Annotated in this window: 28 protein-coding genes and 1 pseudogene; 9 read left to right on the forward strand and 20 right to left on the reverse strand. The window is 67.8% G+C overall.

Translation table 11 applies throughout. The features are described 5' to 3' along the window. Positions 1 to 6 precede the first annotated feature (6 nt). On the forward strand, positions 7 to 990 hold the full coding sequence (gene lipA / locus M2165_RS07795) for a lipoyl synthase (protein WP_280814094.1): 984 nt from the start codon (positions 7 to 9) through the stop codon (positions 988 to 990). 44 nt (positions 991 to 1,034) lie between these two features. Here the strand turns inward: lipA and rffA are convergent, their stop codons facing one another. The 8 genes and pseudogenes from rffA to M2165_RS07835 all read right to left on the reverse strand — a co-directional run bounded on the left by rffA (position 1,035) and on the right by M2165_RS07835 (position 8,296). After that, positions 1,035 to 2,183, reverse strand: coding sequence for a dTDP-4-amino-4,6-dideoxygalactose transaminase (gene rffA, locus M2165_RS07800; RefSeq protein WP_280814095.1), 1,149 nt, complete (start codon positions 2,181 to 2,183; stop codon positions 1,035 to 1,037). 17 nt (positions 2,184 to 2,200) lie between these two features. Beyond that, a complete protein-coding gene (locus M2165_RS07805; protein WP_280814096.1) occupies positions 2,201 to 2,572 on the reverse strand; it encodes a hypothetical protein in 372 nt (123 codons plus the stop codon). Positions 2,573 to 2,592: 20 nt separating this feature from the next. After that, on the reverse strand, positions 2,593 to 3,444 hold the full coding sequence (locus M2165_RS07810; protein ID WP_280814097.1) for a hypothetical protein: 852 nt from the start codon (positions 3,442 to 3,444) through the stop codon (positions 2,593 to 2,595). Positions 3,445 to 3,509: 65 nt separating this feature from the next. Continuing rightward, on the reverse strand, positions 3,510 to 4,175 hold the full coding sequence (locus M2165_RS07815; RefSeq protein WP_280814098.1) for an acetyltransferase: 666 nt from the start codon (positions 4,173 to 4,175) through the stop codon (positions 3,510 to 3,512). After that, positions 4,172 to 4,834 carry a class I SAM-dependent methyltransferase gene (locus M2165_RS07820; RefSeq protein WP_280814099.1) on the reverse strand — a complete coding sequence of 221 codons (663 nt, stop codon included), beginning with the start codon at positions 4,832 to 4,834 and terminating at the stop codon, positions 4,172 to 4,174. The genes M2165_RS07815 and M2165_RS07820 overlap by 4 nt, the downstream gene beginning before the upstream one ends. Before the next feature lie 476 nt (positions 4,835 to 5,310). Next, positions 5,311 to 5,745: pseudogene (locus M2165_RS07825) on the reverse strand (glycosyltransferase family 2 protein); the annotation flags it as partial. Then, the gene (locus M2165_RS07830) at positions 5,742 to 6,440 is read right to left on the reverse strand and encodes a WbqC family protein (RefSeq protein WP_280817493.1); all 699 of its coding nucleotides are present in this window, start codon (positions 6,438 to 6,440) and stop codon (positions 5,742 to 5,744) included. The gene M2165_RS07830 and the pseudogene M2165_RS07825, both read right to left, overlap by 4 nt. Then, positions 6,440 to 8,296 carry a hypothetical protein gene (locus M2165_RS07835; RefSeq protein ID WP_280814100.1) on the reverse strand — a complete coding sequence of 619 codons (1,857 nt, stop codon included), beginning with the start codon at positions 8,294 to 8,296 and terminating at the stop codon, positions 6,440 to 6,442. Before M2165_RS07835 ends, M2165_RS07830 begins: the two co-directional genes overlap by 1 nt. A gap of 78 nt (positions 8,297 to 8,374) precedes the next feature. Between M2165_RS07835 and M2165_RS07840 the strand changes: the two genes are divergently transcribed. The 5 genes from M2165_RS07840 to M2165_RS07860 all read left to right on the forward strand — a co-directional run bounded on the left by M2165_RS07840 (position 8,375) and on the right by M2165_RS07860 (position 13,120). Further along, on the forward strand, positions 8,375 to 9,925 hold the full coding sequence (locus M2165_RS07840) for a class I adenylate-forming enzyme family protein (protein ID WP_280814101.1): 1,551 nt from the start codon (positions 8,375 to 8,377) through the stop codon (positions 9,923 to 9,925). Then, complete coding sequence (locus M2165_RS07845; RefSeq protein ID WP_280814102.1) at positions 9,909 to 11,030, forward strand: SLC13 family permease; 1,122 nt, start codon at positions 9,909 to 9,911, stop codon at positions 11,028 to 11,030. The genes M2165_RS07840 and M2165_RS07845 overlap by 17 nt, the downstream gene beginning before the upstream one ends. A 52-nt stretch (positions 11,031 to 11,082) precedes the next feature. Then, the gene (locus tag M2165_RS07850) at positions 11,083 to 11,805 is read left to right on the forward strand and encodes an AraC family transcriptional regulator (RefSeq protein ID WP_280814103.1); all 723 of its coding nucleotides are present in this window, start codon (positions 11,083 to 11,085) and stop codon (positions 11,803 to 11,805) included. Positions 11,806 to 11,868: 63 nt separating this feature from the next. After that, positions 11,869 to 12,720, forward strand: coding sequence for a DMT family transporter (locus M2165_RS07855; RefSeq protein ID WP_280814104.1), 852 nt, complete (start codon positions 11,869 to 11,871; stop codon positions 12,718 to 12,720). A 214-nt stretch (positions 12,721 to 12,934) separates the two neighbouring features. Then, positions 12,935 to 13,120 carry a hypothetical protein gene (locus tag M2165_RS07860; protein WP_280814105.1) on the forward strand — a complete coding sequence of 62 codons (186 nt, stop codon included), beginning with the start codon at positions 12,935 to 12,937 and terminating at the stop codon, positions 13,118 to 13,120. A 33-nt stretch (positions 13,121 to 13,153) separates the two neighbouring features. Here the strand turns inward: M2165_RS07860 and M2165_RS07865 are convergent, their stop codons facing one another. From M2165_RS07865 to M2165_RS07910, 10 genes are all read right to left on the reverse strand, one after another. After that, the gene (locus M2165_RS07865; protein WP_280814106.1) at positions 13,154 to 14,197 is read right to left on the reverse strand and encodes an NADP-dependent oxidoreductase; all 1,044 of its coding nucleotides are present in this window, start codon (positions 14,195 to 14,197) and stop codon (positions 13,154 to 13,156) included. A 93-nt stretch (positions 14,198 to 14,290) separates the two neighbouring features. Further along, the gene (locus tag M2165_RS07870) at positions 14,291 to 15,646 is read right to left on the reverse strand and encodes a HAMP domain-containing sensor histidine kinase (protein ID WP_280814107.1); all 1,356 of its coding nucleotides are present in this window, start codon (positions 15,644 to 15,646) and stop codon (positions 14,291 to 14,293) included. Between the two features lie 41 nt (positions 15,647 to 15,687). Next, complete coding sequence (locus M2165_RS07875; RefSeq protein ID WP_280814108.1) at positions 15,688 to 16,380, reverse strand: response regulator transcription factor; 693 nt, start codon at positions 16,378 to 16,380, stop codon at positions 15,688 to 15,690. 61 nt (positions 16,381 to 16,441) lie between these two features. Beyond that, on the reverse strand, positions 16,442 to 16,936 hold the full coding sequence (locus M2165_RS07880) for a DUF4260 domain-containing protein (RefSeq protein ID WP_280814110.1): 495 nt from the start codon (positions 16,934 to 16,936) through the stop codon (positions 16,442 to 16,444). Beyond that, complete coding sequence (locus M2165_RS07885; protein WP_280814112.1) at positions 16,929 to 17,387, reverse strand: Spy/CpxP family protein refolding chaperone; 459 nt, start codon at positions 17,385 to 17,387, stop codon at positions 16,929 to 16,931. The genes M2165_RS07880 and M2165_RS07885 overlap by 8 nt, the downstream gene beginning before the upstream one ends. 47 nt (positions 17,388 to 17,434) lie before the next feature. Then, positions 17,435 to 17,806: a DUF4148 domain-containing protein gene (locus M2165_RS07890; RefSeq protein WP_280814113.1), complete on the reverse strand. Its 372-nt coding sequence runs from the start codon at positions 17,804 to 17,806 to the stop codon at positions 17,435 to 17,437. Between the two features lie 119 nt (positions 17,807 to 17,925). After that, on the reverse strand, positions 17,926 to 19,716 hold the full coding sequence (ptsP, locus tag M2165_RS07895) for a phosphoenolpyruvate--protein phosphotransferase (protein WP_280814114.1): 1,791 nt from the start codon (positions 19,714 to 19,716) through the stop codon (positions 17,926 to 17,928). Further along, the gene (locus M2165_RS07900; protein ID WP_280814115.1) at positions 19,713 to 19,982 is read right to left on the reverse strand and encodes an HPr family phosphocarrier protein; all 270 of its coding nucleotides are present in this window, start codon (positions 19,980 to 19,982) and stop codon (positions 19,713 to 19,715) included. The genes ptsP and M2165_RS07900 overlap by 4 nt, the downstream gene beginning before the upstream one ends. Continuing rightward, a complete protein-coding gene (locus M2165_RS07905; protein WP_280814116.1) occupies positions 19,951 to 20,409 on the reverse strand; it encodes a PTS fructose transporter subunit IIA in 459 nt (152 codons plus the stop codon). Before M2165_RS07905 ends, M2165_RS07900 begins: the two co-directional genes overlap by 32 nt. Before the next feature lie 112 nt (positions 20,410 to 20,521). Then, entirely contained in the window at positions 20,522 to 21,061 is a 540-nt protein-coding gene (locus tag M2165_RS07910) for a hypothetical protein (protein ID WP_280814117.1), read from the reverse strand. Between the two features lie 86 nt (positions 21,062 to 21,147). Here M2165_RS07910 and M2165_RS07915 point away from each other — a divergent pair, with 86 nt between their 5' ends. Further along, positions 21,148 to 21,645: a TlpA disulfide reductase family protein gene (locus tag M2165_RS07915; RefSeq protein WP_280814118.1), complete on the forward strand. Its 498-nt coding sequence runs from the start codon at positions 21,148 to 21,150 to the stop codon at positions 21,643 to 21,645. A 91-nt stretch (positions 21,646 to 21,736) separates the two neighbouring features. Here the strand turns inward: M2165_RS07915 and M2165_RS07920 are convergent, their stop codons facing one another. Next, positions 21,737 to 22,183 carry a cytochrome c gene (locus tag M2165_RS07920; RefSeq protein WP_280814119.1) on the reverse strand — a complete coding sequence of 149 codons (447 nt, stop codon included), beginning with the start codon at positions 22,181 to 22,183 and terminating at the stop codon, positions 21,737 to 21,739. Positions 22,184 to 22,341: 158 nt separating this feature from the next. Between M2165_RS07920 and M2165_RS07925 the strand changes: the two genes are divergently transcribed. Beyond that, positions 22,342 to 23,055, forward strand: coding sequence for a cytochrome b/b6 domain-containing protein (locus M2165_RS07925; RefSeq protein WP_280814120.1), 714 nt, complete (start codon positions 22,342 to 22,344; stop codon positions 23,053 to 23,055). Next, complete coding sequence (locus tag M2165_RS07930; protein ID WP_280814121.1) at positions 23,052 to 23,639, forward strand: GNAT family N-acetyltransferase; 588 nt, start codon at positions 23,052 to 23,054, stop codon at positions 23,637 to 23,639. Before M2165_RS07925 ends, M2165_RS07930 begins: the two co-directional genes overlap by 4 nt. Positions 23,640 to 23,667: 28 nt before the next feature. Here M2165_RS07930 and M2165_RS07935 read toward each other — a convergent pair whose 3' ends face one another. Further along, positions 23,668 to 24,174, reverse strand: coding sequence for a peroxiredoxin (locus tag M2165_RS07935; RefSeq protein WP_280814122.1), 507 nt, complete (start codon positions 24,172 to 24,174; stop codon positions 23,668 to 23,670). Positions 24,175 to 24,230 lie beyond the last annotated feature (56 nt).

Raw genomic sequence — 24,230 nt, forward strand, 5'->3', positions numbered from 1 at the left:
ACCGCAATGAGCACCACAGAAGTCGTCCGCGACGCGCAGAGCCCCGAAAACTACAACCCGCTGGCCAAGCAGAAGGCCGCGGCCAAGCTCTCGCGCATCCCCGTCAAGGTGATCCAGCAGGGCGAGGTGCTCAAGAAGCCCGAGTGGATCCGCGTCAAGGCCGGCAGCCCCACCACGCGCTTCTACGAGATCAAGCAGATCCTGCGCGAAAGCAACCTGCACACCGTCTGCGAAGAGGCCTCGTGCCCGAACATCGGCGAATGCTTCGGCAACGGCACCGCCACCTTCATGATCATGGGCGACAAGTGCACGCGGCGCTGTCCGTTCTGCGACGTCGGCCACGGCCGGCCCGACCCGCTCGACAAGGACGAGCCGCTGAACCTCGCGAAGACCATCGCCAAGCTGCGCCTCAAGTACGTGGTGATCACCAGCGTCGACCGCGACGACCTGCGCGACGGCGGCAGCCAGCACTTCGTCGACTGCATCCGCAACGTGCGCGAGCTCTCGCCCACGACGCAGATCGAGATCCTCGTGCCCGACTTCCGCGGCCGCGACGACCGCGCGCTCGAGATCCTCAAGGCCGCGCCGCCCGACGTGATGAACCACAACCTCGAGACCGCGCCGCGCCTCTACAAGGAAGCGCGGCCCGGCAGCGACTACCAGTTCAGCCTCAACCTGCTCAAGAAGTTCAAGGCGCTGCATCCCGGCGTGCCCACCAAGAGCGGGATCATGGTCGGCCTCGGCGAGACCGACGAGGAGATCCTGCAGGTCATGCGCGACATGCGCGCCCACGACATCGACATGCTGACCATCGGCCAGTACCTGTCGCCCTCGGGCTCGCACCTGCCGGTGCGCCGCTACGTGCACCCCGACACCTTCAAGATGTTCGAGGCAGAGGCCTACAGGATGGGCTTCACGCACGCTGCGGTCGGCGCGATGGTGCGGTCGAGCTACCACGCGGACCAGCAGGCGCACGCGGCCGGCGTCTGAACGACGCGGCGACGGCTCGACGCGGGTCGTGCCGCCGCGGCAAGTCAGCGTTGATTGCGGATCGCGAGCGCCAGGGCCGATACGACGCGGTCCTGCTGCTGCTCCGACAAACCCACCCAAAGCGGCAGCCGAACCAGTCGCTCGGATTGCCGCTGAGTGACCTCTAGCTCACCATGGGGACGGCCATAGCGCCTTCCGGCCGGCGACGAATGCAGCGGAACGTAGTGGAAGACCGGGTTGATGCCCTGAGACTTCATGGCCGCAAGCACCAACTGACGGTCGACCTCGGGCGCGAGCAGTACGTAGTACATGTGCCCGTTCTGCTCGCAATCCTCCGGCACGATGGGCCGGCGCAGCAACCCTTCGCTTTCGAGCGGCGCAAGCATCGCATGGTAGCGGTCCCAGCTGCCCATCCGTGCAGCGGTGATAGCCTGTGAATCTTCCAGTTGCGCCCACAGGAAGGCTGCGACCAGCTCGCCCGGAAGAAACGAAGAGCCGACTTCCTGCCATGTGTACTTGTCGACCTCTCCGCGAAAGAAGCGGCTGCGATCAGTTCCTTTCTCGCGCACGATCTCGGCTCGAAGAGCCGACGCGGGATCGTTGACCAGCAGTGCGCCGCCCTCGCCCGAGATCACGTTCTTCGTTTCGTGGAAGCTGAACGCCCCGAAGTCTCCGATGCTGCCCAACGCACGGCCCTTGTAGCGGGCCATCACGCCCTGTGCCGCATCTTCGACGACCTTCAAGCTATGGCGTTGCGCGACCTTCATGATCGCGTCCATCTCGCAGGCCACGCCCGCATAGTGAACCACCGCGATCGCCCGGGTCCGGGGACTGATGGCCGCTTCAATGAGTCGCTCGTCGAGGTTGAGGGTGTCCTCGCGGATATCGACGAAAACCGGAACCCCGCCGCGCAGCACGAAAGCGTTCGCGGTCGACACGAAGGTGTACGAAGGCATGATCACCTCGTCGCCCGGCTCGATGTCCAGCAGCAGCGCCGCCATTTCGAGCGCCGCCGTGCACGAGTGCGTCAGCAGCGCACGATGACAACCCGCCTGCGCCTCGATCCATTGATGGCAGCGCTTGGTGAAAGGGCCGTCGCCTGCAAGCATGTTGCCGAACTTGGCTTCGGCGATGTAGAAAAGCTCCTTGCCCGTCATGTGTGGACGGTTGAACTGGATCTTCTCGTTGCTCATGTCTGGTATCAACATCGCTAAGCATCAGCGCTCATTGCGAGCGCGATTCCTGCGGTGATCATCAGAACCGCCGCGATCTTCATCGGCGACAAGGTTTCCGACACGAAATACGCCCCGCCCAGAAGGACCATTAGGAACGTCACGCCAATGTAGATCGGAAACGCGCTGGTCAAGGGCAGCTTCGTGATGACGAAAAGCCATGCGAACGACGCCAGCAATGCAGCGCCATAAGCGGAAAGGATGACCGGATCGGTCAGAAAATTGAACAGTTGCCTCGCGAAGTTCGGGCTGGCGAGCTGCTCTGCCGCATGACTCGATCGCCACTTCACGACGATCTGGCTATAGGCCATCAGCAGTGCGATCGGAAGAATCAGGAAGTAATTTTTCAAGCTCGTGCTTTCTCAGATTGTCAGGCTTCGAGGATCGCAAGGCCGAAGCCGGTTCGCCCGAAGCCGTTTCCGTTATAGAGCATGAGTCGCCGACCCTTGTGGTCGAAGACGAACGGATATTCGATCATGTCGCTGTCCCACCCTTGTGCGGAAACATCGATGCCCGCTTCATCGAGCGCCAGTCGCCAAGCGATGCCATCGTCACTGAACGCGGCGCCGATCCTGTAGCTCTGCCCCGACCCGCTTCGATAGGAGAACCACATCGCATACCTGCCATCCTCGGTGCGAGCCACGGTCGGGCGGGAGAAGGCCTGCGCCAAACCTATTTCGTAAGGCACCGCCAGCCCATGACACTCCCAGTGGTGTCCGTCCTTTGAGCTGGCCCGGTTCAAGACATGAAGCATTTCGCCGTTGCCCGCATCCCAGTTCAGCGTGGAGCCGTACCACATCTGAAAGCCGCCCCCGCCATCCGGCATCACCCACGAATAGGAAAGACTGATCGGATCGGTCGCGCTGTTGGAGATCAATGGTTCGGCATCGGCCAACGCCAGCCCTAGCGCAGGACTCACCGAAAGTCGTCCGATGTCTCCTCGCCAATGGCCGCCGGGCGGGTTCTGCCACCCCATGAACAGCATGTACTGCCGTCCGTCTGCGACGTAGCAGTTGCCGATGCTGACGCCGTCGGCGAAGAAGCTTCCCTCGGGCCCATGGAGGAAGAAGGGTTCGTGATGCTCGCGAACGACTTTGCCTGTCATCACGTCCACGTCGACAGCTCCGACCGAGGACCGATTGTCAGCATCCCTTCCACTGTAGAAGATGCGGTAGACGTCACCGTCCAACAGCACCGGCAGAGGATTGGCGGCGTGCGTCATGAGCTTCGGGTGCCTGCCCGCAGTGGGAGGGCAGTACAGGAGCCCGAGCTTGCGCCAGCGTAGCCTCATATCGCCTTCAAACGAGAGCTGGGTACTCGCGAGCGCTCGGTCGCAGCGCCGACATACACCCCGTCGGGCTCGGCGTCCCCTAGCAACAATGACCCTGCGCCCACCACGCAGCGAGCACCGACCTTGATGTGATCGCGCAAGGTCGAATTGACACCAAGGAAGCACTGCTCGCCGATTTCGACACCGCCCGAAATCACCACGTGCGAAGCGACGAAGCAATGGTCCGCAATGGTCGAGTGGTGGCCGATGTGATTGCCGCTCCACAATGTCACGTTATTGCCGATCACCGCGAACGGCTGGATGGTGTTGTCTTCGAGGACAAAGCAGTTGTCGCCGATCCGGCCCAGGTTGAGGACGGTGGCACGGGAACTGACATACGACGCCATCCGATAGCCCATGCTCTTCGCCGCCAGGTACTTTTGCTTGCGCACCGAATTCAGCTTTGAATAGCTGAGCGCCACGAACATGTCGTACTCCGCCGGCGGGCATCGCGTCGCGATCTCCTCGAACGCATGGAGGGCAAGCCCGCAAAAATCGCCGCCTTCCAGGTAATCGGCGTCCACGGTGAAGGCCGCCACCTCGTACTCCGAATCTTCGCTGAAGTAGGCATGCGCCAGTTGGCCGATCGGACCTGTCCCGAAGATCACGAGCTTGCGCTTCATGGCTGCTTCCTCACGAGGATCGTGAATTCGTAGAGACCATAGTCGTGCAAGAGTGCCACGTTGCGTGAATAGCGCCGTTTGCAGCGATCGAAAATCCGGCAGGGATCCGCATAGTGCAGATGGTCCCGCATCTTGTCCGGGTCAGAGTAGGACGTGAGGCAGTTGAACGCAAATCCCCGCCGGCTCGTCTGATCGAGCACATCGAGCGTGGAATCCAAGTAGCTCTGCCAAGCAGCTTCCGACCAGTCGAGCCGAACATTGAAGATCCCGCTGGCGATCCCGTAGTCTGCGATGCCATCGGGCCGATCCGCCGCGACGAACCGGGCCGTCCGCTTCGCGGCCGAGACATCCATGGCGTTGGCGCCCTGCCTGCGCTGTGCCGCCGCAACCATGGCCTCGGAGATATCGAAGCCGTTGTAACTGAAGCCAGCAAACGAAAGCGCGAGATATTCGTTCAACGCACCATAGCCGCAGCCCAGATCATTGATGGAAAACCCCTCGGGCTCCGCGATGATCTTGCAGAGCTGCTCGAATCGCAGCGACTGGCTCGCCTCGCCGTTCCAGTCCACGCCGCGCGCGGTCTCCCCATGCGCCGCCAGCTTGGTCTCGTAGTACGACGAGACATCCGAGAGAAGTTCATTGTTGGCGGGTGCTGCCATAGACATGCCTCACGATCGTGTAGGGACGCTGCTTGGTCTCCGAGAAGATCTTGGAAAGATAGATTCCGACCACACCGATGAACGAGATGATCATGCCCTCCGAGAAGCCAGATCGAGGCCATCACCGAAGTCCAGCCGCTGAGGGGCTTGGTCAAAAACAGCCAATGCAGCACCAGGTACAGCGCATAGGCTCCAGCACAGGCAGAGATCGCTACGCCTATGTAGAAGATGCCCACCAATGGCGCATTGCTGAAGGAAGTGACCGAGTTGACCAGCAGCGACATCTTCCTGCGAAACGTATAAGTGGTCTCGCTGGTGTTGTGCTTCGCAACGGTATGGGGTCGCTGGTCGAAGCCCGTGATATGCCATAGGCCCGCCATGAACACTTCTCGCTCCCGATGGCTCAGAAGCGCATCCACGTACCGCCGCGTCATCAGGCGGGCCGTCACGATGTTCTCTGGCAGCGCAAGCCCGGTGAGTGCCTCGAACAGGGAATAGAACCAGCGCCCGCTCCAGCGTTCGAACCAGTTGCCCTTGCGACGCTCCTGAACGCCGTACACCACATCGCAAGCGGAGCTTTCGAGCTGCTGCGCGAAGGCCGGCAAGTACTCCGGCTCCTCCTCGAGGTCGCTGTCGATCAGAAAGACGCGTTCACCGGACGCGTGCGCCAGGCCGGTCATCATCGCTTTGTGGTGGCCGAAGTTCCGCGAGAGATCGACGACGACCACCCGTGGGTCGACGTCCACGAGCTGCAGCGCCACCTGGAGGCTGGTGTCGGGCGACCCGTCGTTCACCAGAATGATTTCATAGTCCTCGCCTGCGACCTGTCGGGCCGCCTCGCTCGCTCTCCGGTGGAACTCCACGATGTAGGCGGCCGACTGGTACAGCGTCGCGACGATGGATAGCTTCATGTGCGCACGTGCTTCATGTAGCGCGGCGCCATGGCGCCGCAATTGAACAGCAGATCGAGCACTGTCACGCCGTGGGCGAAGTCACCCCAGAGCTGCGGGTATTCGGGATAGTTTGCATAGTCGAACCACTCGAGCGAGATGCCACGTTGCAGAAAGACTTCAGGCTCGAGATAGTCGCGTGCTGCAGGGCCGGAAACATACACGGTGCCTCCGGCTTGCCGGCACAGGTCAGCCAATCGCTCGGATTTGCCTTCGATCAACCCGTACTCCGATGAATCGCTGATCGTCGTCTTGATCCCCAGCCACTTGCAGATCGAGACGATGAACGCGCGGTTGAGTTGGGACAGGAGCATGTCCGGCGGGACTTCATAGAGCGGCGCCAGCCAGGTGGCGATCTCCTGAAAGTGAGGAGCTCGGCGGTAGTTCTGCACCAGGGTCTTCCAGTGGTCCGACGCCCATTCGTTCCCGGCGATCCGCGTTTGATTGATCTTCTGGTGATATCGGCCCTTCACCTGAACCGGAATGGTGAGCCACTGCACGCCGTGCGGCGTCTTGATCTGATTGCGATTCCGCCAGTCGCGCCGAGTGTATTGCATGTCGTCATACAGAATGAACTCATCAACGGACGCAATCAGATCGAAATACCCCTTCCACGGGATGTAGTTCGATTGCACGATCGCAACTTTCTTAATCATCACCCGATCTTTCTCGATGCCCGGCACGCGGCAACCGCCTCGGCTTTGGGCCGGACAGGTTTCAGCAGCCGTTGCGTTCTTATCTCCATGAAACTACCCACGCCCTTGGTCGTGTCGAATTCGCCGGCGATCGCGTAGTCGCGCACAGGATCCGCGCCGAAAGTAGCCACCGCGTCCGGAGACAGACTGACCTCACCGTCCGGTTCGGTCAACAGCCAAGCCTCCGACAACTCTTCGCAACTGACTCTGCGCAACGCGGCTTCGGCCACGCGATTGCCGCCCGTGTAGCCAGGGAAATTGCCGATGAGCCAAGGCTGCCCGGTATTCGACGCTCCGATCGTATAGAGCAGGCCCGGCGAATGGCCCGTCAGGTCGATCACCGGTGTGCCACGCACGAAGCCTGCGCGTTCGGCACTCGATTTGGCGCGGTTGGCATAGGCAGCCAGTTCATCGAACAGCAGCAGCCCGGACCCCGGCCGCCCGATCTCGACGCGTTGGTGGCTTTCGCGAAGCGGCCGCACCTGGTAGTAGGGACGCTCGATCCCGATGTGGATCATCGCTGCCGCCAGAAGCTGGACGGTCGCCACGACAGGGATCAGCAACGCGACCGAGCCGCGCTGCAACGCAACGGGACTCAAGAGTGCCACACCCGCGAGGATCCAGAAAAATCCCGCGAGTCCGCCATGCCACCAGTAGTTGTTTGCGGTACCGAAGGCGAACACATAGGGCAAGACCGACAGCAGAACGACCAGTGCCCATCGCTCAGATGCGATCGAAGCCACGCTTTCGCCTGCTCCGAACATCACGGTCAACAGTGCTACGGCCAACGGAATGCACCAAACGAGCAACTGCTGAAAATTCCCCACATCGGGAATGTTCTTTGCACCGCTGACGATGGCGAGCACCGCCACGATGGCCGCGATGGACGGCAGCAAGGCACCATAGGCAAGCACACGGAACCTGGCACGCTGCGCAACGGCTGCAACCACGATGAGCGCGGTGGAGACCAGAAGGAAGCGCTCCGCAGATTCGGCCAGTCCGAACCTGTCGATCCGGAACGACGACATGAACCCGTGGCCGGAGCCCATGCCGATCGCCGCCTCCAGCCCCGCGCGCAGACGTCCGACGAATCCGGCGATCGAGCCGTCGATCACGAATGCAGATCCGGCGAGCAGGACGAGCGCCACCGCAGCGGCCAGACACAGCCGCCGCAACTCTGCCTTGCCTGCAGCCAGCAGATATGCAAGCGCGCACAGCGCGAATGCAGCAGCCGATGTCGGCTTGGCCATGAACGCGAGCCAGCCTCCGACGCCGACCAGCACCCAGCTCCAGAGGTTCGTTCGGCGCCCCTTCCGCTCGGCGGTGACCAAGCCGATGGCCCCGATCAGAAGAGCCTGATATATCAGCCAGTTGTAGCTCGGCGTAGGCAGCCAGAGGCGTAGGTAGACAAAACACCCCGTCGCCAAAGCGCCGGAGATCGCAAACCTCAACCGATGCCGGACGAACGCCTGCGCTGCCACCTTGGAAAGCAACACGTGCGACAAAACCCACGACAAGCCGAAGGTCGCGAGGAAGTTGATCTGCCTGAGCAGCGCGATGTCGCCGTCGACCAGTGTGTAGAGTGGGTGATAGAGAAAACCGAACTGGGTGGTCGAGGCTGTGTACTTGAACGGATTGGAGATCCACGTGAGATAGAAGCCTTCGTCGGCAAAATCGAAGCCCCGGCGCAGATACCAGAGCACCCATGCCACCATGACGAGGGCGCAGCCTCCGGCCAATCCGAACACCAGGAACTCGGCTGGCGTGTCTCGCCGCAGTGGGATGGTGTTTTCTTCTCTGACCGGAAGGGTTTGCACTTACTTTTGTCCGCTTGCCACAGGGCCGGGCATTTTAGACTTCGCACAGATTCGATTCTTTTATCAAGAGACACGTGCATGACTGACCTGCAGACCTGGATAGAGCGCGACTTCTCCACCATCGCTGAACTCGTGGGTTTCCATGCCCGGCAGCGGCCCCACCACGCCGCCCTCGCCGACAACCTCCACACGCTCGACTACACGGAGCTCGACGCCCTGATGGACCGCGTCGCCGCCGCCCTGCAGCGCGACGGTCTGAAACCCGGCGACGCGATCGCCGTCTGCGCCGCTTCTTCGGTGAACTACGCGGCCGTGTTCCTCGGCGCGCTGCGCGCGGGCGTCGCGGTCGCGCCGCTCGCGCCCGGCTCCACGCCGGCAAGCCTGGCGCGCATGATCGAGGACGCCGAGGCGCGCCTCCTCTTCACCGATGCATCGGCGGCCGAAGTGGTCGGCGCCGCGCAGCCCGGCGGCATTCCGCGCGTGGCGCTCGACGGTTCCGATGCCGGACAGTCGCTCGACGCATGGCTCGCGCCTGCGGGCACGCGGCCCGCGGCGGTCGAGGTGCAGCCCGCGTCGCCCTTCAACATCATCTATTCCTCCGGCACCACGGGCGAGCCCAAGGGCATCGTGCAGGGCCATGGCATGCGCTGGGCGCACGTGCAGCGCGGCGCGAAGTACGAATACGGGCCGGAGACGGTGACGCTGCTGTCGACGCCGCTCTACTCGAACACCACGCTGGTGGTGTTCTTCCCGACCATCGCCTTCGGCGGCTGCGTGCTGCTCATGCCCAAGTTCGACGCGCTCGGCTACCTCCAGCTGGCACAGCAGCACCGCGTGACGCACACCATGCTGGTGCCGGTGCAGTACCAGCGGCTGATGGCGCATCCGCGCTTCGGCGAGCACGACCTCTCGTCGTTCCGCTTCAAGTTCAGCACCAGCGCACCCTTCAATGCCGCGCTCAAGGCCGACGTGCTCGCGCGCTGGCCGGGCGGGTTGATCGAGTTCTACGGCATGACCGAGGGTGGCGGCACCTGCATCCTCGAGGCGCACCTGCACCCGGACAAGCTGCACACGGTGGGCCAGCCGGCCCCGGGCAGCGACATCCGCCTGATCGACGAGGCCGGCAACGAGCTGCCGCGCAACGACCCCGAGGCCGCGGGCGAGGTGGTCGGCCACTCGGCCGGCATGATGACCGGCTACCACCGGCAACCGGCGAAGACGCGCGAGGCCGAATGGTTCGATGCCACGGGCAAGCGCTTCATCCGCACCGGCGACGTGGGCCGCTTCGATGCCGACGGCTTCCTGACGCTGTTCGACCGCAAGAAGGACATGATCATCAGCGGCGGCTTCAACATCTACCCGAGCGACCTCGAAGGCGTGCTGCGCGGCCATGCGGCCGTGGCCGACGTGGCGGTGGTCGGCGTGCCGTCGGAACAATGGGGCGAGACGCCCGTTGCCTTCGTGGTGCGCCGCGAGGGCGACGCCACCGCCGCGGACGCGCTGCTGCAATGGGCCAACGCCCAGGTCGGCAAGACGCAGCGCCTCGCGGACCTGCGCTTCATCGACGAGCTGCCGCGCAGCGCCATCGGCAAGGTGCTCAAGCGCGAACTGCGTGAACGCGCCCGCTGAAGGCGCCGCCGCGGCGCCGCACGGGGGCGGCCACGGGCTGCTGTGGGTGCTGGCGGCGATCGCGATCGTGTTCGCCTTCGTCCGTCCGCGCGCACCGATGGACTGGCTCGCGCTCATCGACTGGCAGACCATCGGCGCGCTCGCGGGGCTGCTCGCGATCACGCAGGGCGTGGAGAAGAGCGGCGTGCTGCAGGCCGCGGCCCAGCGGCTGCTCGCGCGCACGCACGACCAGCGCAGCCTCGCGCTGCTGCTGGCCGCCGGCGCGGCGCTGCTTTCCGCGCTGGTCACCAACGACGTGAGCCTGTTCCTGCTGGTGCCGCTCACGCGCGTGCTCGCGACGCAGGCGCACCTGCCGCTCGCGCGGCTGGTGGTGCTCGAGGCGCTGGCGGTCAACGCCGGCTCGGCGCTCACGCCCATCGGCAATCCGCAGAACCTCTACCTCTGGCACCGCTCGGGCGAGAGCTTCGCGGCCTTCGTGGGCATGATGCTGCCGACGGTGGCGGTGATGCTGTTCTGGCTCTTCGCGGCGGTCTGGGTGCTGGTGCCGCGCACGCCCATTGCGCTGCGGCCCGAAGCCGAGGCCGCGCCCGTGCAACCGCGCCTGCTGGCGCTGGCGGTGCTGCTGTTCGCCGGCTTCGTGGTCGCGCTCGACCGGCACTGGCTGCTGCCCGGGCTGGCGGTGGTGTTCGCGGCGTTCCTGGTGTTCCATGCGCGCGTGCTGCGCGACGTGGACTGGGCACTGCTCGCGATCATCGCGCTGATGTTCGTCGACCTGCGGCAGCTGGCCGAACTGCCGCTGATGACGTCGCTGCTGAACCAGTGGCCGATCACCAAGGGCTGGCGCGCCTACCTCGCGGCCATCGTCGCCTCGCAGTTCATCAGCAACGTGCCGGCCGCGATCCTGCTCGACGGCCATGTGCGCGACCTGCCCGCGCTGGCCGCGGGCGTGAGCGTGGGCGGCTTCGGCTGCGTGCTGGGGTCGCTCGCGAACCTGATTGCGCTGCGGCTCGCCAGGCTGCCGCACGGGCTGCGCGAGTTCCACCGGATCAGCATTCCCTTCCTGCTGGTGGTGGCGGTCTCGGCGCTGCTGCTGCGCCTCGGATGAGGCTTGGCGTGCCGGCGCGCGAGCGCGGACAATGCGACGCACACCGAACGCCATGCACCGCCCTCCCCTTCCCCTGCCGGCGCGCCACGAACTCGCGGTGCGCGACTACGGCGCCTCGCACGGCAGCCATGCGCACGACCATTTCCAGGTGCTGATCGGCCTCGAGGGCGTGCTCGAGATCGAAGTCGAGGGCCGGGGTGCCGGCATCGGTGCGGGCGATGCGCAGGTGGTCGCGCCCGGCGACCGGCACGACTTCCAGGCGCGCGCGGGCCACAGCCGATGCCTGGTGCTCGACACCACGCAGGCCGCGTGGGCGCGCTGCACCGGGCGCGCGCCCGCCGGCGCCCCGCAGCTGCACGCCCTGGCCCGCTACCTGGCGCAGTGCATGGCCCGCCCGGAGGCGTCGCCGCTCGCGCTGCTGCACGGCCCCTCGCTGCTGCTCGAGGCGTGGCAGCCTGAAACGCCCGCCGCCGACGCTGCACGGCGCCGCCGCATCGACTGGACCGCGCTCGCCGGCTGGGCCCGCGCGCGCTGGCACGAGCCGCTCTGCGTGGCCGATCTGGCCGGCATGGCCTGCCTGAGCCCGAGCCAGTTCGCGCAACGCTGCCGCGACGAGCAGGGCATGGGCCCGATGCAATGGCTGCGCACGCTGCGGCTCGCGCATGCGCGCGAACTGCGCCTGGGCGGCGCGAGCGTGGCGGAGACCGCGCGGCGCACCGGCTACCGCTCGCCCTCGGCGCTGACGGCCGCGCTGCGGGAGCGCGCGCCGGGCTGAACCGTCGTTGCGCGACGATCCGCCGTCGTTGCGCGACGACCCCATCGCGTAGCCTTGCCGACCATGCCCTCCTCGACCGTCTACGCCCTGCTCGCGATCGCGCTCTGGACCACGCTGGCCTCGCTCGGCACCGCGCTGTCGCACCTGCCGCCGTTCCTGCTCACCGGGCTCGCGCTCATCGTCGGCAGCGTGCCGAGCTGGCCGCTGGTGCTGCGCGACCGCCGCGCCTGGGCGGTGCCGCCGCGCACGCTGGCGCTCGGCATCTACGGCCTGTTCGGCTACCACTTCCTGCTGTTCATCGCGCTGCGCCATGCGCCGCCGGTGGAGGCGAACCTGGTCAACTACCTGTGGCCGCTGCTGATGGTGGTGCTCGCGCCGCTGCTGCTGCCGGGCGTGTCGCTGCGGCCGCTGCACCTGGTGGCGGGGCTGCTGGGCTTCGCGGGGGCAGCGGTCGCGATCCTCGGCGCGCGCGAGGGCGCAGCGGCGGGCGCGGGCGCCGCGGGGCACTGGGGCTTCGTGCCGGCGCTCGCTTCGGCCTTCGTCTGGGCCAGCTATTCGCTCGGGACGAAGCGCGTGGCGGCGTTCCCGACCTCGGCCATCGGGCTGTTCGGGCTGGTCTCGGGCGTGCTGTCGCTCGCCTGCCATGCGCTGCTCGAACCCGCGGCCGCGCTCTCGGCCAGGGACTGGCTGCTGGTCGCGGTCTGCGGCCTCGGCCCCCTGGGCGCGGCCTTCTTCGTCTGGGACATGGCGCTCAAGCGCGGCGACGCGCGGCAGATCGGCATCCTGAGCTATCTCACGCCGCTGGGCTCTACGGCGCTGCTGCTGCTCGTGACCGGCCGGCCACCGAGCTGGACCATCGCGCTGGCGGCCATGCTGATCATTTCCGCGGCGGTGATGGGCAGCCGCGCGCGCTGAATGGCTCCTGTCCGACGGGTGCGCGCGATTTTGTGGCTAGAGTGAAGGCTCGGAAACAAAGGAGCCCCCGACATGGACGACAACAAGAACAAGAACGAAGACCTCGAGATCACGCCCAAGCTGGTGTTCGACCTGAACCTGGCGCTGTACCTCGACCTGGTGGCCGCGCTCGAAGGCGCGGGCGCCATCACCTACCGCCAGATGGCGGCGGCGGGTGCTCAACATCAGCCTGGACGCGCGCGCCGACGGCGAGAACCGCCTGGCCACGGTGCTGGAAGGCGTCGCCAAGGGCTTCGCCGGCCAGGGCGGCGGGCTGTCGATCGAACTGCTGAAGGCCGCCGGCAGCCTGCGCGAGGACGACGCGATGGGCGACATTCCGAGGCGCCCCGACGAAGGCTGACAGGGCAGCCGGAGGCCGCGCCGCAGTGCGCGCTCAGTCCTGCGCCACCTGCAGCACCAGCTTGCCGAAGTTCTCGCCGCTGAAAAGGCGGTTCAGCGCCTCGGGGAAGGTGTCGAGGCCCACGGCCACGTCTTCCTTGCTCTTCATGCGGCCGTCCTTCAGATAGCCGGCGAGTTCGGCCACCGCGACCGGGAAGCGGTCGGCGTAGTCGAACACCACGATGCCTTCCATGCGCGCCCGGTTCACGAGCAGGCTCAGGTAGTTCTTCGGGCCCGCCGACGGCATGCTGTTGGCGTTGTTGTACTGGCTGATCGCGCCGCAGATGATCACGCGCGCCTTGCGCGCGAGCCGCGCGAGCACCGCATCGAGGATCTCGCCGCCCACGTTGTCGAAGTAGATGTCCACGCCCTTCGGGCAATGGGTCTTGAGCCCCTCGCGCACCGCGCCCGGGCCGGCCTTGTAGTCGATGCAGGCATCGAAGCCCAGCTCCTTCACCACCCAGTCGCACTTGGCCTGGCCGCCCGCGATGCCCACGACGCGGCAGCCCTTGATCTTCGCGAGCTGGCCCACGGTCTGGCCCACCGCGCCGGCCGCGCCGGAGATGACGACCGTCTCGCCGGGCTTGGGCTGGCCCACGTCCATCAGGCCGAAGTAGCCGGTCATGCCCGGCATGCCGAGCACGTTGAGCCACTGGTGGATGCTGCCCATGCCGAGGTCGATCTTCGCGAGGCCGTTGCGCTGGATGTCTTCCTGCGCAACGAGGGCGTACTCCTGCACGCCGAGCGTGCCGTAGACGGTGTCGCCCACCGCGAACCGCGGGTTCTTCGAAGCGACCACGCGGCCGACGCCGCCCGCGCGCATCACCGCGTCGATGGCCACGGGCGCGATGTAGCTCTTCGCGTCGTTGAGCCAGCCGCGCATGGCCGGATCGAGCGACAGCGACAGCGTGCGCACCAGCACGCCGCCCTCGGCCGGCTCGCCCACGGGCTCGGTGGTGAAGCGCCAGTGCTCGCGCGTGGCGGCGCCCTCGGGGCGCTTGGCGAGGCGGACCTGGTGGTTGACGAGGGGGCTGCTCATGGGGTCTCCTTGATCGATGGCGCCGGAAGGCTGCGCATCGTAGCCCCGCGGCACGCGCCGCCCGGTAGCGCAGGCGACAGAGCCGCCGGCGCGCTACAGCCGCACGACGATCTGCAGCCCGGGCGCCGCGTTCCGCACCGTCAGGCTGCCGCCGTGCGCCTCGGCGATCAGCCGGCACAGGTACATGCCCAGGCCCACGCCGCCGGTGGCGCGCGCACGGGCGCCGTCGGTGCGGTAGAAGGGCTCGGTCAGCCGTTCGAGCTGCGCCTCCTCCACGCCGGGGCCGTGGTCGCGCACCTCGAGTTCGACGCCCTGCGTCGCGCCGTCCACCACCGCGCGCAGCGCCACGCAGGGCGGCCGCGGCGCGTCGGCGCTGTAGCGCAGCGCGTTGTCGAGCAGGTTGCGCAGCAGCAGGCGGATACGCATGCGGTCGACCGAATGCGGCGGCAGCCCCTCGGCCAGGTCGAGGTGCACGCGCTGCGCGTCGGGCATCTCGGCCACGGTGTCGCGCACCAGGCCGGCCAGATCGACCGGCTCGCGCTGCAGCGCCACGTGCGGGCTCGCGAGGCGCTCGCTCTCGAGCAGGTCGCTGATGAGGTCGCGCATCTCGTTGAGGTCGCGCAGCAGCGCCTCGCGCTCGGCCGCGCCCTCGGGCGTGGCGGGCAGCAGCTCGGCATTGAGCCGCGCGCGCGTGAGCGGCGAGCGCAACTCGTGGCTCAGCGCGAGCAGCAGGCCGCGCTTGGCGTCGAGCATGGCCTGGATGTCGTTGGCCATGGTGTTGATGCGCTCGGCGAGGTCGCCCAGGTCGTCGTTGCGGCGCACCGGAATCGGCTCGCTGAACTCGCCGCGGCCGAAGCGCTGCGCGCCCTCGCGGATGTCGATCAGCGGACGCAGCAGCCGGCTCACGTAGGCATAGCCCAGCACCACGAGCAGCAGCAGCATGCACAGCGTGGCCCAGCCGGCGGCCCGCGGCGCGAGCTGCCAGAGCTTGGGCGCCCAGCCGAAGATGACGCGGTGGCCGTCGGCGGTCGGGCGGATGAACCACTTGTCGCTCCAGGGCGCCTCGTCGTCGCGGCCGTGCATCCAGCCGCTGCGGCCGTTGGTGCCGCGCGGGTTGGAGTCCCAGTTGACCGTCGGGCCCACGATGCGGATCGTGATCGGCAGCCGGTTCACCATGGCCTGCGCGCGCGCCACGTCGGGCGGCGTGCCGAGTTCGGCGACGAGCCGGTCCGCATAGTCGACGAGCATCGGCTTCGCGGCCTCGGCCCAGCCGGTGGAGAAGGCGCGCTTCATGCCGCCCATGAAGACCACCGCCATCACCAGCGCCAGCATCATGAAGGTCATGACGAGCCGGATGCGCAGCGACCGGCGCCAGCGCCGCTTGCCCTGCACCTTCTCGTGCCACTGCGCGTGCCACTCGCGGTGCAGCTCCTTGCGGCGAGCGGCCATCTCGCACCACGCGGCGCGAAGGCCGCGCCTTCGGCCCGCTCTCATGCGGGCTCGCTGCGTGCCACGGCCAGCGCGTAGCCCGCGTTGCGCAGCGTCTTGATGCAGTCCAGCGGCTCGAGCTTCTTGCGCAGGCGGCTCACCACGATGTCGACCGCGCGCGTGTAGAGCTCGGCCTCGTGGCCGCGCAGCCGGTTGAGGATGTCGTCGCGGCTGAACACCTTGCCGGGCTCGGCCGCGAGCAGTGCCAGCAGTTCGAACTCGGTGCCCGTGAGCTCGACGCGCTCGCCGTGGCGCAGCACCTGCCGCCGGTCGATGTCGAGCGTGAGCCCGTCGAACACCCGCAGCTGCGCGCTGGCGGCCGCGGGCGGCGCGGCGCGCTGCCGCCGCAGGATGGTCTGCACGCGCGCCACGAGCTCGCGCGGCTCGAAGGGCTTGGGCACGTAGTCGTCGGCGCCGAGTTCGAGGCCGACCACGCGGTCCATCACTTCGCCGCGCGCGGTGAGCATCACGATCGGGATGTCGCTCTCCTTGCGGATCTCGCGGCACAGCGCGAAGCCGTCCATCTCGGGCAGCATCACGTCGAGGATGGCGGCGTCGTAGCTGCCGGCGCGCAGCCGGGCCAGCCCTTCGCTCGGCCGGGCGGCGCTCTCGAGCGTGCAGCCGAAGCGTGCGAAGTAGGTGGTCAGCGGCGCGGCGAGATGCTCGTCGTCGTCGATCAGCAGGATGCGCGGCATGGCGGGATTGTGCCTCCTGGCGAACAGCTGGCTGACGATCAGCCCTGCCGGCATCGCTTCATCACCACGGGTCGGCCCGCCCGATGCGGCCCAGGTGCGTCGCGCCCAGGCCGGTCGCGTACTTGAGGCCGTGGCCGAAGACGCGGTCGAGCCCGATGTGGGCGCACCAGATCAGGCCGCCGGCCAGCGCCCAGGGCGCTGCGGCGAGCACGCCGAAGACCAGCAGCGCCACCGCGCCCGCATAGGAGTGCGTGGCGTTGTAGAGCGCGGCGCCGACGCGCGGTCCCGCGAGATAGCCCAGCAGTGCGAGGTCGGGCGCAAAGAGCCAGAGCGCGAACACGCCCCAGCCGGCACCGAACTGCGCATAGGCGGCCAGTGCCGCGCCGAGCACCACTGCGCCTTCGAGCCGCAGCAGCGTCCGCACGCCGCCCGCGACGGCCGCGTCCTGCGGGGCCGCGGAGGCCGCGGCGCCGGCATGCGGCCGACCCCACGGCGCCGACAAGCCCGCCGAGGACGCGCGCTGCGCGACGACCGGCAACGACGCCAGCCTATCCATGGTGCCTCCAGCGGCGGCCGCCACGCTCGAGGAAGTCGCGCACCTTCTGCTGCTGCGCCGGATTCAGGTGGTCGAAGAAATCGGCCGCGGCGGCGATGACCTCGGGGCTGCCGCTGCGCACGGTCGCGGTCTTTTCCTCGATCAGGCGGGCGGCGCCGGCCTGGTCGAGCTTGTCGCCGGCGAACAGCGCGCGGAACTGCGAGCGCGGATCGCCGCCCCCGCGCATGGCCTCGCGCTGCGCCTGCAGCTTCTCGGCCAGCACGGTGAGCTTCTGTTTCTGCGCCGCGTCGAGCTCGAGCTTGCCGCCGATGCGCTCGACCATCCTGGCGCGGAATTCCGCGCCGTCGCCGCCGCCCCAGCCATGGCGATGGCCGGCGCAGCCGGCGATGCTGCCCGCGACGACCGCGAGGCCCGCAAAGCCGAAGAGCGTGCGTTTGATCCAGTGTTTCATGATGTTCCTTGCTGGCCCCGGGGACCTGCCGCCCCGCGGGCGGGGTTTCAGAGCCTGCTGCTGGCGGCCGTGGCGGCGCGCATGTCGACGGGGTTCTGCATCGTCGAGACGACCTTGCTGTTGACGCGCGAACCCGGCGTCACGTTCTGGTCGGGCTGGGCGGCGGTGCGCATGGCCTCCGCCACGACGCTGGCGCGGTCCTTCGACACCGCCACCGTCTCGGCGCCGCGCGAGCCGCGCACCACGTTCTGGTCGGGGGCGGAAGCCGCACGCACGGCTTCGGCGTTGACGTCGGCGCGGCTCAGGGCCGACGCGATGGGCTGCACGCCTTCGTAGGTCTCGGCCTTGGCGCCGGCGGCGGCGAGCATGGCGAAGGAGGCGACGGCGACGAGCTGCGGAAGCTGCGAGAGGGATTTCATTTCGGGCCTTTCTTTCGGTGGTGAAGAGGAGGCCTGATGGTGCTTGCCGGGGCGCGGCAAGTCCTTTCGCCGCGGTTTCGGCGTGTTTCGTTAAGTTTCAGTTCGCGCCCGGCGCGCGATCAGCCGGCCAGGGCGGCGGCGGGGTCGTCGGCGTCGAGCACGCTGCGGGCCCAGGCTTCGAGCTTGCCGGTGTCGGCGCGCAGCACCTCCTGCTTGACCGCGAGGATGCGCGACGGATGCATCGAGAAGCTGCGCAGCCCCAGGCCGAGCAACAGGCGCGTGAAGGCCACGTCGCCCGCCATCTCGCCGCACACCGCCACGCCCTTGCCCTGGCGCCGGCATTCGGCGATGGTCTCCGCCACCAGCCTGAGCACGGCCGGATGGGCCGGGTCGTAGAGGTGGGCGACGGCCTCGTCGGCGCGGTCGATGGCCAGCGTGTACTGGATCAGGTCGTTGGTGCCGATCGAGAGGAAGTCGAAATGCTTCAGGAAGGTCTTGAGCATGAGCGCGGCCGCCGGGATCTCGATCATGGCGCCGAGCTTGACGGGGCCGTAGGCCACGCCGCGGTTGTCGAGTTCGGCGCGCGCGAAGTCGATCAGCGACAGCGTCTGGCGGATCTCGCTCAGGTGCGCGAGCATGGGAATCAGCAGATGGATCTCGCCATGCGCGGCCGCCCGCAGGATGGCGCGCAGCTGGGTCAGGAACATCGCCGGGTCGGCCAGGCTCCAGCGGATCGCACGCAGGCCGAGCGCCGGGTTCAGGTGCTCCTGCTTGAAGGCGCCCTTGCCGTCGAGCGGCTTGTCGGCGCCCACGTCGACGGTGCGGATGGTGACCGGCATGCCCTGCATGCCCTCGACCGCGCGCCTGTAGGCCTGGTACTGCTCTTCCTCGTCGGGCAGGCGGGTCTGCCGCTGCGATTCGCGCCCCATGAAGAGGAATTCGCTGCGGAACAGGCCCACGCCCACGGCGCCGGCCTTGACGGCGCCGTCGGTGTCCTCGGGCAGCTCGATGTTGGCGAGCAGGTCGATGCGCTGGCCGTCGAGCGTGACGGCGGGCTTGTGGCGCAGGCGCGCGAGCCGGCCGCGCTCGAGCTCGCCCTGGCGCTGCTTGAAGCCGTACTCGGCCAGGATGATCGGCGAGGGATCGACGATCACCACGCCGGCGTCGCCGTCGATGATGACCCAGTCGTCCTGGCGCACGAGCTGGCTGGCCGAGCGCGCGCCGACGACGGCCGGAATGTCCATGCTGCGCGCGACGATCGCGGTGTGCGAGGTGCGCCCGCCCACGTCGGTCACGAAACCGGCGAACACGCTCTTCTTGAACTGGAGCATGTCGGCGGGCGACAGATCGTGCGCGATCAGCACCAGCGGCGCGTCGATGCCTTCGCCGGCCGTCGGATCGTCGTCCTCGGCCGCCGGGCGCTTGCGGCGCGGCGGGCTGGGCGCGAGCACCGCGGCGGTGCCCTTCATGCGGTGCAGCAGGCGTTCGACCACCTGCTCGAGGTCGGCCTTGCGCTCGCGCAGGTACTCGTCCTCCATCTCGTCGAACTGGCGCGCCACGATCTCGAGCTGGGTGGTCAGCGCCCATTCGGCGTTGTAGAGCCGGTCGGTGATCCAGTGCTTCACGCCGCCGGTGAGCGCCTCGTCCTGCAGCAGCAATTGATGCACCTCGAGCAGCGCGGCCAGTTCGTGCGGCGCGTCGTTGGGGCCCATCTGCGAGACGCTCGCCTGCAGCTTGGCGAGTTCCTCGGCCACCTCGTTGCGCGCGATGCGCACCCGGTCGATCTCGGCCTCGATCTCCTCGGGCTTGATGAAGTAGTGCGCCACGTCGATGCGGCTGGACACCACCATCACCGCGCGCCCGATGGCGATGCCACGGGCGACCGGAAGACCGTGGATCGAGATCGTCATTCGCCTTCGCCGAACTTGTCGTTCATCAGCTGGATGATCGCGTCCATCGCCTCTTCCTCCTGCGGACCGTTGGTCTCGAGTTCGACGGTGACGCCCAGCCCGGCCGCGAGCATCATCACGCCCATGATGCTCTTGGCATTGATGCGGCGGTCGCCGCGCGAGAGCCACACCTCGCAGGGAAAGCTGCCTGCGAGCTTGGTGAGCTTGGCCGATGCGCGCGCATGCAAGCCCAGCTTATTGCTGATGGTCACGGATTTCTTGATCACTGTGCTTTCTCTTGGCCTGGTTCTGGGGTGCCGCCACCGCCACCTGCATGACGCCGGCGGTGCCGCCGGCGATGGCGCGCTGCACCAGCGTTTCGAGCGGCTCGTGCCGGTAGGTCACGGCGCGCAGCAGCATCGGCAGGTTGACGCCCGCGACCAGCCGCGAGCGCACCCCGTCCACGAGCTTCTGCGCCACGTTGCAGGGCGTGGCGCCGAACACGTCGGCAAGCACCAGCACCTGCGAGCGCGGCGCGTTGAGCTGCTGCGCCAGCGTGATGCGTGCGGCCGCCAGGGTTTCTTCGGGCGACACGTTGGGCAGCACGTCGAGCGCGACGATGGCCTGCTCGCAGTCGGGAAACACATGCAGCGCGCAACGCCGCAGCGCCTGTGCGAACGGTGAGTGGGCGATGATGAGGATGCTGCTGTTCATGCGGGTCGGAGGACGACGCATCGATTATGCGGGGGCGCCCAGGGGAAGCCGGTGGATAGGAGACATAACGCAACAGCCCCGGAATCGGCCATTCGGGCGGTGAACCCGCCGCTCATGGGAGCCGAAGGCCTTCGAAGAAGGTCGTCGCGGCTTCGGGCGCCGAGGGCCGGCCGAGCACGGTGGCCTGGTAGAGCGCCATGCGGCCGTCCTTCTGCGACTGGGCGAACCAGAGCACCTGGACCGGTGCCGCACCCGCCTGGCGCGGCTGGGCGTCGAGCCGCACGGGGGCAGGCACGGCGGCGGCACGCTTGACGCTGGCGGGCGCTTCGGCAGCCGCCCCGGCCTCGCCGAGCTGGGCGCGCGTGGCGGTGCGCCAGGCGCGGAGCCAGACTTCGGCCTGTGCCGGATCGGCCGCGGACGCATGGGCGACGGCGAAGGTCGCGCCGCCGGCCTCGCAGCCGGCCATCTCGATGCGCACCGATTCGGCGCCCAGCGGCAGGGCGCGGTGGGCCCGGTCGGGCTTGCAGGGCAGCAGCGCCACGAGGGCGGCGTCGGCGATCGGCACCTCGCGCCAGTTGAAGGTGGGGCTGCAGGCGGCCACCGCGCCGGCGGCGGCCAGGGCGAGCCAGGAGCGGGAAACGGGCGTGGGCATCGGGCGGATTATCCCGCCCGGCGTCGCGCGCCTGCAGGCACGGCCGGTCGGAACTAAAATCGCGCCGCCCTTCTCCATCAGACGCCATGAAAAAATACATCGCCGCCACCGCCGTCGCCCTTGCACTGGCGGCCGGCGTGGGCGTGTACCTGGGCTCCGGCGCCACCGCCGCACCGGCATCGACCTTCGTGCTGCTCGACGGCAGCAAGAAAAGCACCGACGACCTGAAGGGCCGGGTCACGCTGGTGAACTTCTGGGCCACGAGCTGCGTGACCTGCGTGGCCGAGATGCCCAAGATCATCTCGACCTACGACAAGTACAAGTCGAAGGGTTACGACACGCTCGCCGTGGCCATGAGCTACGACCCGCCGAGCTACGTCGTCAATTTCGCTGAAACCCGCAAGCTGCCGTTCAAGGTCGCGATCGACAACACCGGCACGGTGGCCCAGGCCTGGGGCGACGTGAAGCTCACGCCCACGACTTACCTGGTCAACAAGAAGGGCGAGATCGTCAAGCGCTACGTCGGCGAGCCGGACTTCGCAGAACTCCACAAGCTGATCGAGAAGCTGCTCGCGGAGGCCTGACAGCGCCGCGCCGCGAGTGCCGGCTCCAAAGAAAAGCGCTCCCGTGGGAGCGCTTTCCGTTTGCGGGGCGCACGGCCCGTCTGCGGTCTGCCTACTGATTGCGGAAGCTGTCGTGGCAGGCCTTGCAGCTCGCGGCCGTGGGGCCGAACTGGGCCTTGAGCGCATCGATGTTGCCGGCCTTGGCGGCGACCGCCAGCTTGCCGGTCTCGGCGATCATCTTGTCCTGGAGTTCCTTGAACTTCGCGCTTTCCTTCCAGACTTCGGGCTTGCTCTTGCCGCTCTCGGTGCCGGCGCCGAAGCCGGCCCAGGGCAGCTTGGCCATCTCGGCCACGATCTCGGCATTGGCCGTGGCGGCGGCCGCGTCGTAGGGAACGCGGCCGTTGGCCATGGCGCCGACGCGGCCGAAGTGCTGGCCCATCACGAACAGCGCGCTCTGGCGGTACTTGACGGCGTCCTCGGTCTTGGCGAACTGCGCCGAGGCCGGCAGGGCGAAAGCGGCGCACGACGCGGCCAGGGCGAACAAAGCAAGTCGAATCATCGGGGGTCCTCGTTGTGGGTGCAACACCGTCGAGCGCGGTGCCGGGCCGAGTGTAGGGGCAGCGTCGCCGCTTCGCATAGCAACAACCCGAAGCCTGGGGCAGCGCGGACTTTGCTAATCTGCGCCTTCCGCAGTTTTCTGCGCCCCCCGTCTTCTCGATGACCGACTCCTCCGCGGCCGCCCGGCGGGCCGCAACGTCCAGCGACCCCGTCCCCACCCGCATCTGGGACCTGCCGACGCGCGTCTTCCACTGGTCGCTCGGCGCTGCCGTGATCGGCCTGATCGCCACCGGGCTCGGCGGCGTCATGGAATGGCACTTCCGCCTCGGCTACGCGGTCCTCGCGCTGCTGCTGTTCCGCCTGCTCTGGGGTTTCGTCGGCGGACGCTGGTCGCGCTTCGCCGCCTTCTTCTACGGACCCGGATCGCTCGTGGCCTACCTGCGCGGGCGCGCCCACCCCGACCACGTGATCGGCCACACGCCGCTCGGCGCGCTGTCGGTCTTCGCGGTGCTGGCGGTGCTCGTGCTGCAGGTCGCCACCGGGCTGGTGGCGGACGACGAGATCTCGGCCGCCGGCCCGCTCACGCGCTTCGTCTCGGGGGAGGTCGTGAGCCTCGCCACCGGCTGGCACAAGGGCTCGGGCAAGACCATCGTCATTGCCCTCGTCAGCCTGCATGTGCTGGCGATCCTGTTCTATGTGCTGGTCAGGCGGCACCACCTGGTGCGGCCGATGCTCTCGGGCGACAAGCTCATCACCGCGCCCGGCCGCCAGGTATCGCCGAGCCGCGACGACGCCGCCTCGCGCGGCCTCGCGCTGGCATTGTTCGCCGCGTGCGCCGGGGTGGCCTGGTGGATTGCCTCGCTGCGCGTATGAGCTTTTCCGTTTCACGCCCCCTGCCGCTGTCGCACACGCCGGCCGTCGTGCTGCTCACGCCCGACGAGGCCCACGAGCTCGAGGCGGCGCGCGCGATCTTCCGCGACTATGCGGCCTCGCTGAACATCGACCTCTGCTTCCAGAACTTCGAGGAGGAAGTGGCCGGCCTGCCCGGCGACTACGCCGAGCCGCGCGGCGCATTGCTGCTCGCGCTGGTCGACGCCGACCACATCCGCGAAGAAGCCGGGCAGCGTGCGCCGACGCTGCGGCGCGCCAACGGCGCCCTGGCGCACGTGGCCGGCTGTTGCGCGCTGCGCCCGCTCGACAACGCCGACTATGCCAATGCCGCGGAAATGAAGCGGCTCTACGTGCGGCCCGGCTTTCGCGGCCTGGGCGTGGGCCGGCAGCTCGCGGAAGCCATCCTCGATGCCGCACGCGGCACGGGCTATGCCTGCGTGCTGCTCGACACGCTGGACGACATGGAATCGGCACGCGCGCTCTACGAAGACCTCGGTTTCGCCGAGGTGCCGCCCTACTATCACAACCCCATTGCCGGGGCGCACTACCTGAAGGCCGATCTCTAGCGACTGCCGGCCTTCAGGCGGCGCAGGCTCAGCCGCGTGCCTGCGCCAGCAGCGTGTCGGCGTCGCTGACTTCGAACTTGCCCGGCGCCTCGACGTTGAGCGAAGCCACCTTGCCGTCCTTCACGAGCATCGAATAGCGGTTGCTGCGCAGGCCCATGCCGCGACCCGTCAGGTCGAGCGTGAGGCCGGTGGCCTTGGCGAACTCGGCACTGCCGTCGGCGAGCATGCGGACCTTGGTGCCCGTCTTCTGGTCGCGCGCCCATGCGCCCATGACGAAGGCGTCGTTCACGCTCACGCACCAGATCTCGTCCACGCCCGCAGCCTTGAACTCGTCGAAGCGCTGCACATAGCCCGGCACGTGCTTGGCCGAGCAGGTGGGCGTGAAGGCGCCCGGCAGCGCGAACAGCGCGATGGTCTTGCCGGCCGCGGCCTTGCTCACGTCCACGGGGTTCGGGCCGATGCTGCAGCCTTCGCCCTCGACCTCGGAATATTCCTGCAGGGTTGCCGAAGGAAGGGTGTCGCCGACTTTGATCATGTGGATGCTCCTGAAAAAGAAAAACGGCCCACATTGTGGGCCGTTTCCGGATGGGC

This window comes from Variovorax sp. TBS-050B (genome assembly GCF_029893635.1).
Classification (GTDB): Bacteria; Pseudomonadota; Gammaproteobacteria; order Burkholderiales; family Burkholderiaceae_C; genus Variovorax.

Coding starts and splice junctions, on each gene's coding strand:
- M2165_RS07820 (WP_280814099.1), bottom strand. CDS start 4,834: ATGGCAGCACCCGCCAACAATGAACTTCTCTCGGATGTCTCGTCGTAC.
- M2165_RS07870 (WP_280814107.1), bottom strand. CDS start 15,646: ATGGCCGCTCGCCGCAAGGAGCTGCACCGCGAGTGGCACGCGCAGTGG.
- M2165_RS07855 (WP_280814104.1), top strand. CDS start 11,869: ATGCCCTCCTCGACCGTCTACGCCCTGCTCGCGATCGCGCTCTGGACC.
- M2165_RS07925 (WP_280814120.1), top strand. CDS start 22,342: ATGACCGACTCCTCCGCGGCCGCCCGGCGGGCCGCAACGTCCAGCGAC.
- M2165_RS07920 (WP_280814119.1), bottom strand. CDS start 22,183: ATGATTCGACTTGCTTTGTTCGCCCTGGCCGCGTCGTGCGCCGCTTTC.
- M2165_RS07885 (WP_280814112.1), bottom strand. CDS start 17,387: ATGAAACACTGGATCAAACGCACGCTCTTCGGCTTTGCGGGCCTCGCG.
- M2165_RS07865 (WP_280814106.1), bottom strand. CDS start 14,197: ATGAGCAGCCCCCTCGTCAACCACCAGGTCCGCCTCGCCAAGCGCCCC.
- M2165_RS07875 (WP_280814108.1), bottom strand. CDS start 16,380: ATGCCGCGCATCCTGCTGATCGACGACGACGAGCATCTCGCCGCGCCG.
- ptsP (WP_280814114.1), bottom strand. CDS start 19,716: ATGACGATCTCGATCCACGGTCTTCCGGTCGCCCGTGGCATCGCCATC.
- M2165_RS07930 (WP_280814121.1), top strand. CDS start 23,052: ATGAGCTTTTCCGTTTCACGCCCCCTGCCGCTGTCGCACACGCCGGCC.
- M2165_RS07840 (WP_280814101.1), top strand. CDS start 8,375: ATGACTGACCTGCAGACCTGGATAGAGCGCGACTTCTCCACCATCGCT.
- M2165_RS07910 (WP_280814117.1), bottom strand. CDS start 21,061: ATGCCCACGCCCGTTTCCCGCTCCTGGCTCGCCCTGGCCGCCGCCGGC.
- M2165_RS07815 (WP_280814098.1), bottom strand. CDS start 4,175: ATGAAGCGCAAGCTCGTGATCTTCGGGACAGGTCCGATCGGCCAACTG.
- M2165_RS07935 (WP_280814122.1), bottom strand. CDS start 24,174: ATGATCAAAGTCGGCGACACCCTTCCTTCGGCAACCCTGCAGGAATAT.
- M2165_RS07915 (WP_280814118.1), top strand. CDS start 21,148: ATGAAAAAATACATCGCCGCCACCGCCGTCGCCCTTGCACTGGCGGCC.
- M2165_RS07905 (WP_280814116.1), bottom strand. CDS start 20,409: ATGAACAGCAGCATCCTCATCATCGCCCACTCACCGTTCGCACAGGCG.
- lipA (WP_280814094.1), top strand. CDS start 7: ATGAGCACCACAGAAGTCGTCCGCGACGCGCAGAGCCCCGAAAACTAC.
- M2165_RS07890 (WP_280814113.1), bottom strand. CDS start 17,806: ATGAAATCCCTCTCGCAGCTTCCGCAGCTCGTCGCCGTCGCCTCCTTC.
- M2165_RS07810 (WP_280814097.1), bottom strand. CDS start 3,444: ATGACGCACGCCGCCAATCCTCTGCCGGTGCTGTTGGACGGTGACGTC.
- rffA (WP_280814095.1), bottom strand. CDS start 2,183: ATGAGCAACGAGAAGATCCAGTTCAACCGTCCACACATGACGGGCAAG.
- M2165_RS07850 (WP_280814103.1), top strand. CDS start 11,083: ATGCACCGCCCTCCCCTTCCCCTGCCGGCGCGCCACGAACTCGCGGTG.
- M2165_RS07880 (WP_280814110.1), bottom strand. CDS start 16,936: ATGGATAGGCTGGCGTCGTTGCCGGTCGTCGCGCAGCGCGCGTCCTCG.
- M2165_RS07830 (WP_280817493.1), bottom strand. CDS start 6,440: ATGATTAAGAAAGTTGCGATCGTGCAATCGAACTACATCCCGTGGAAG.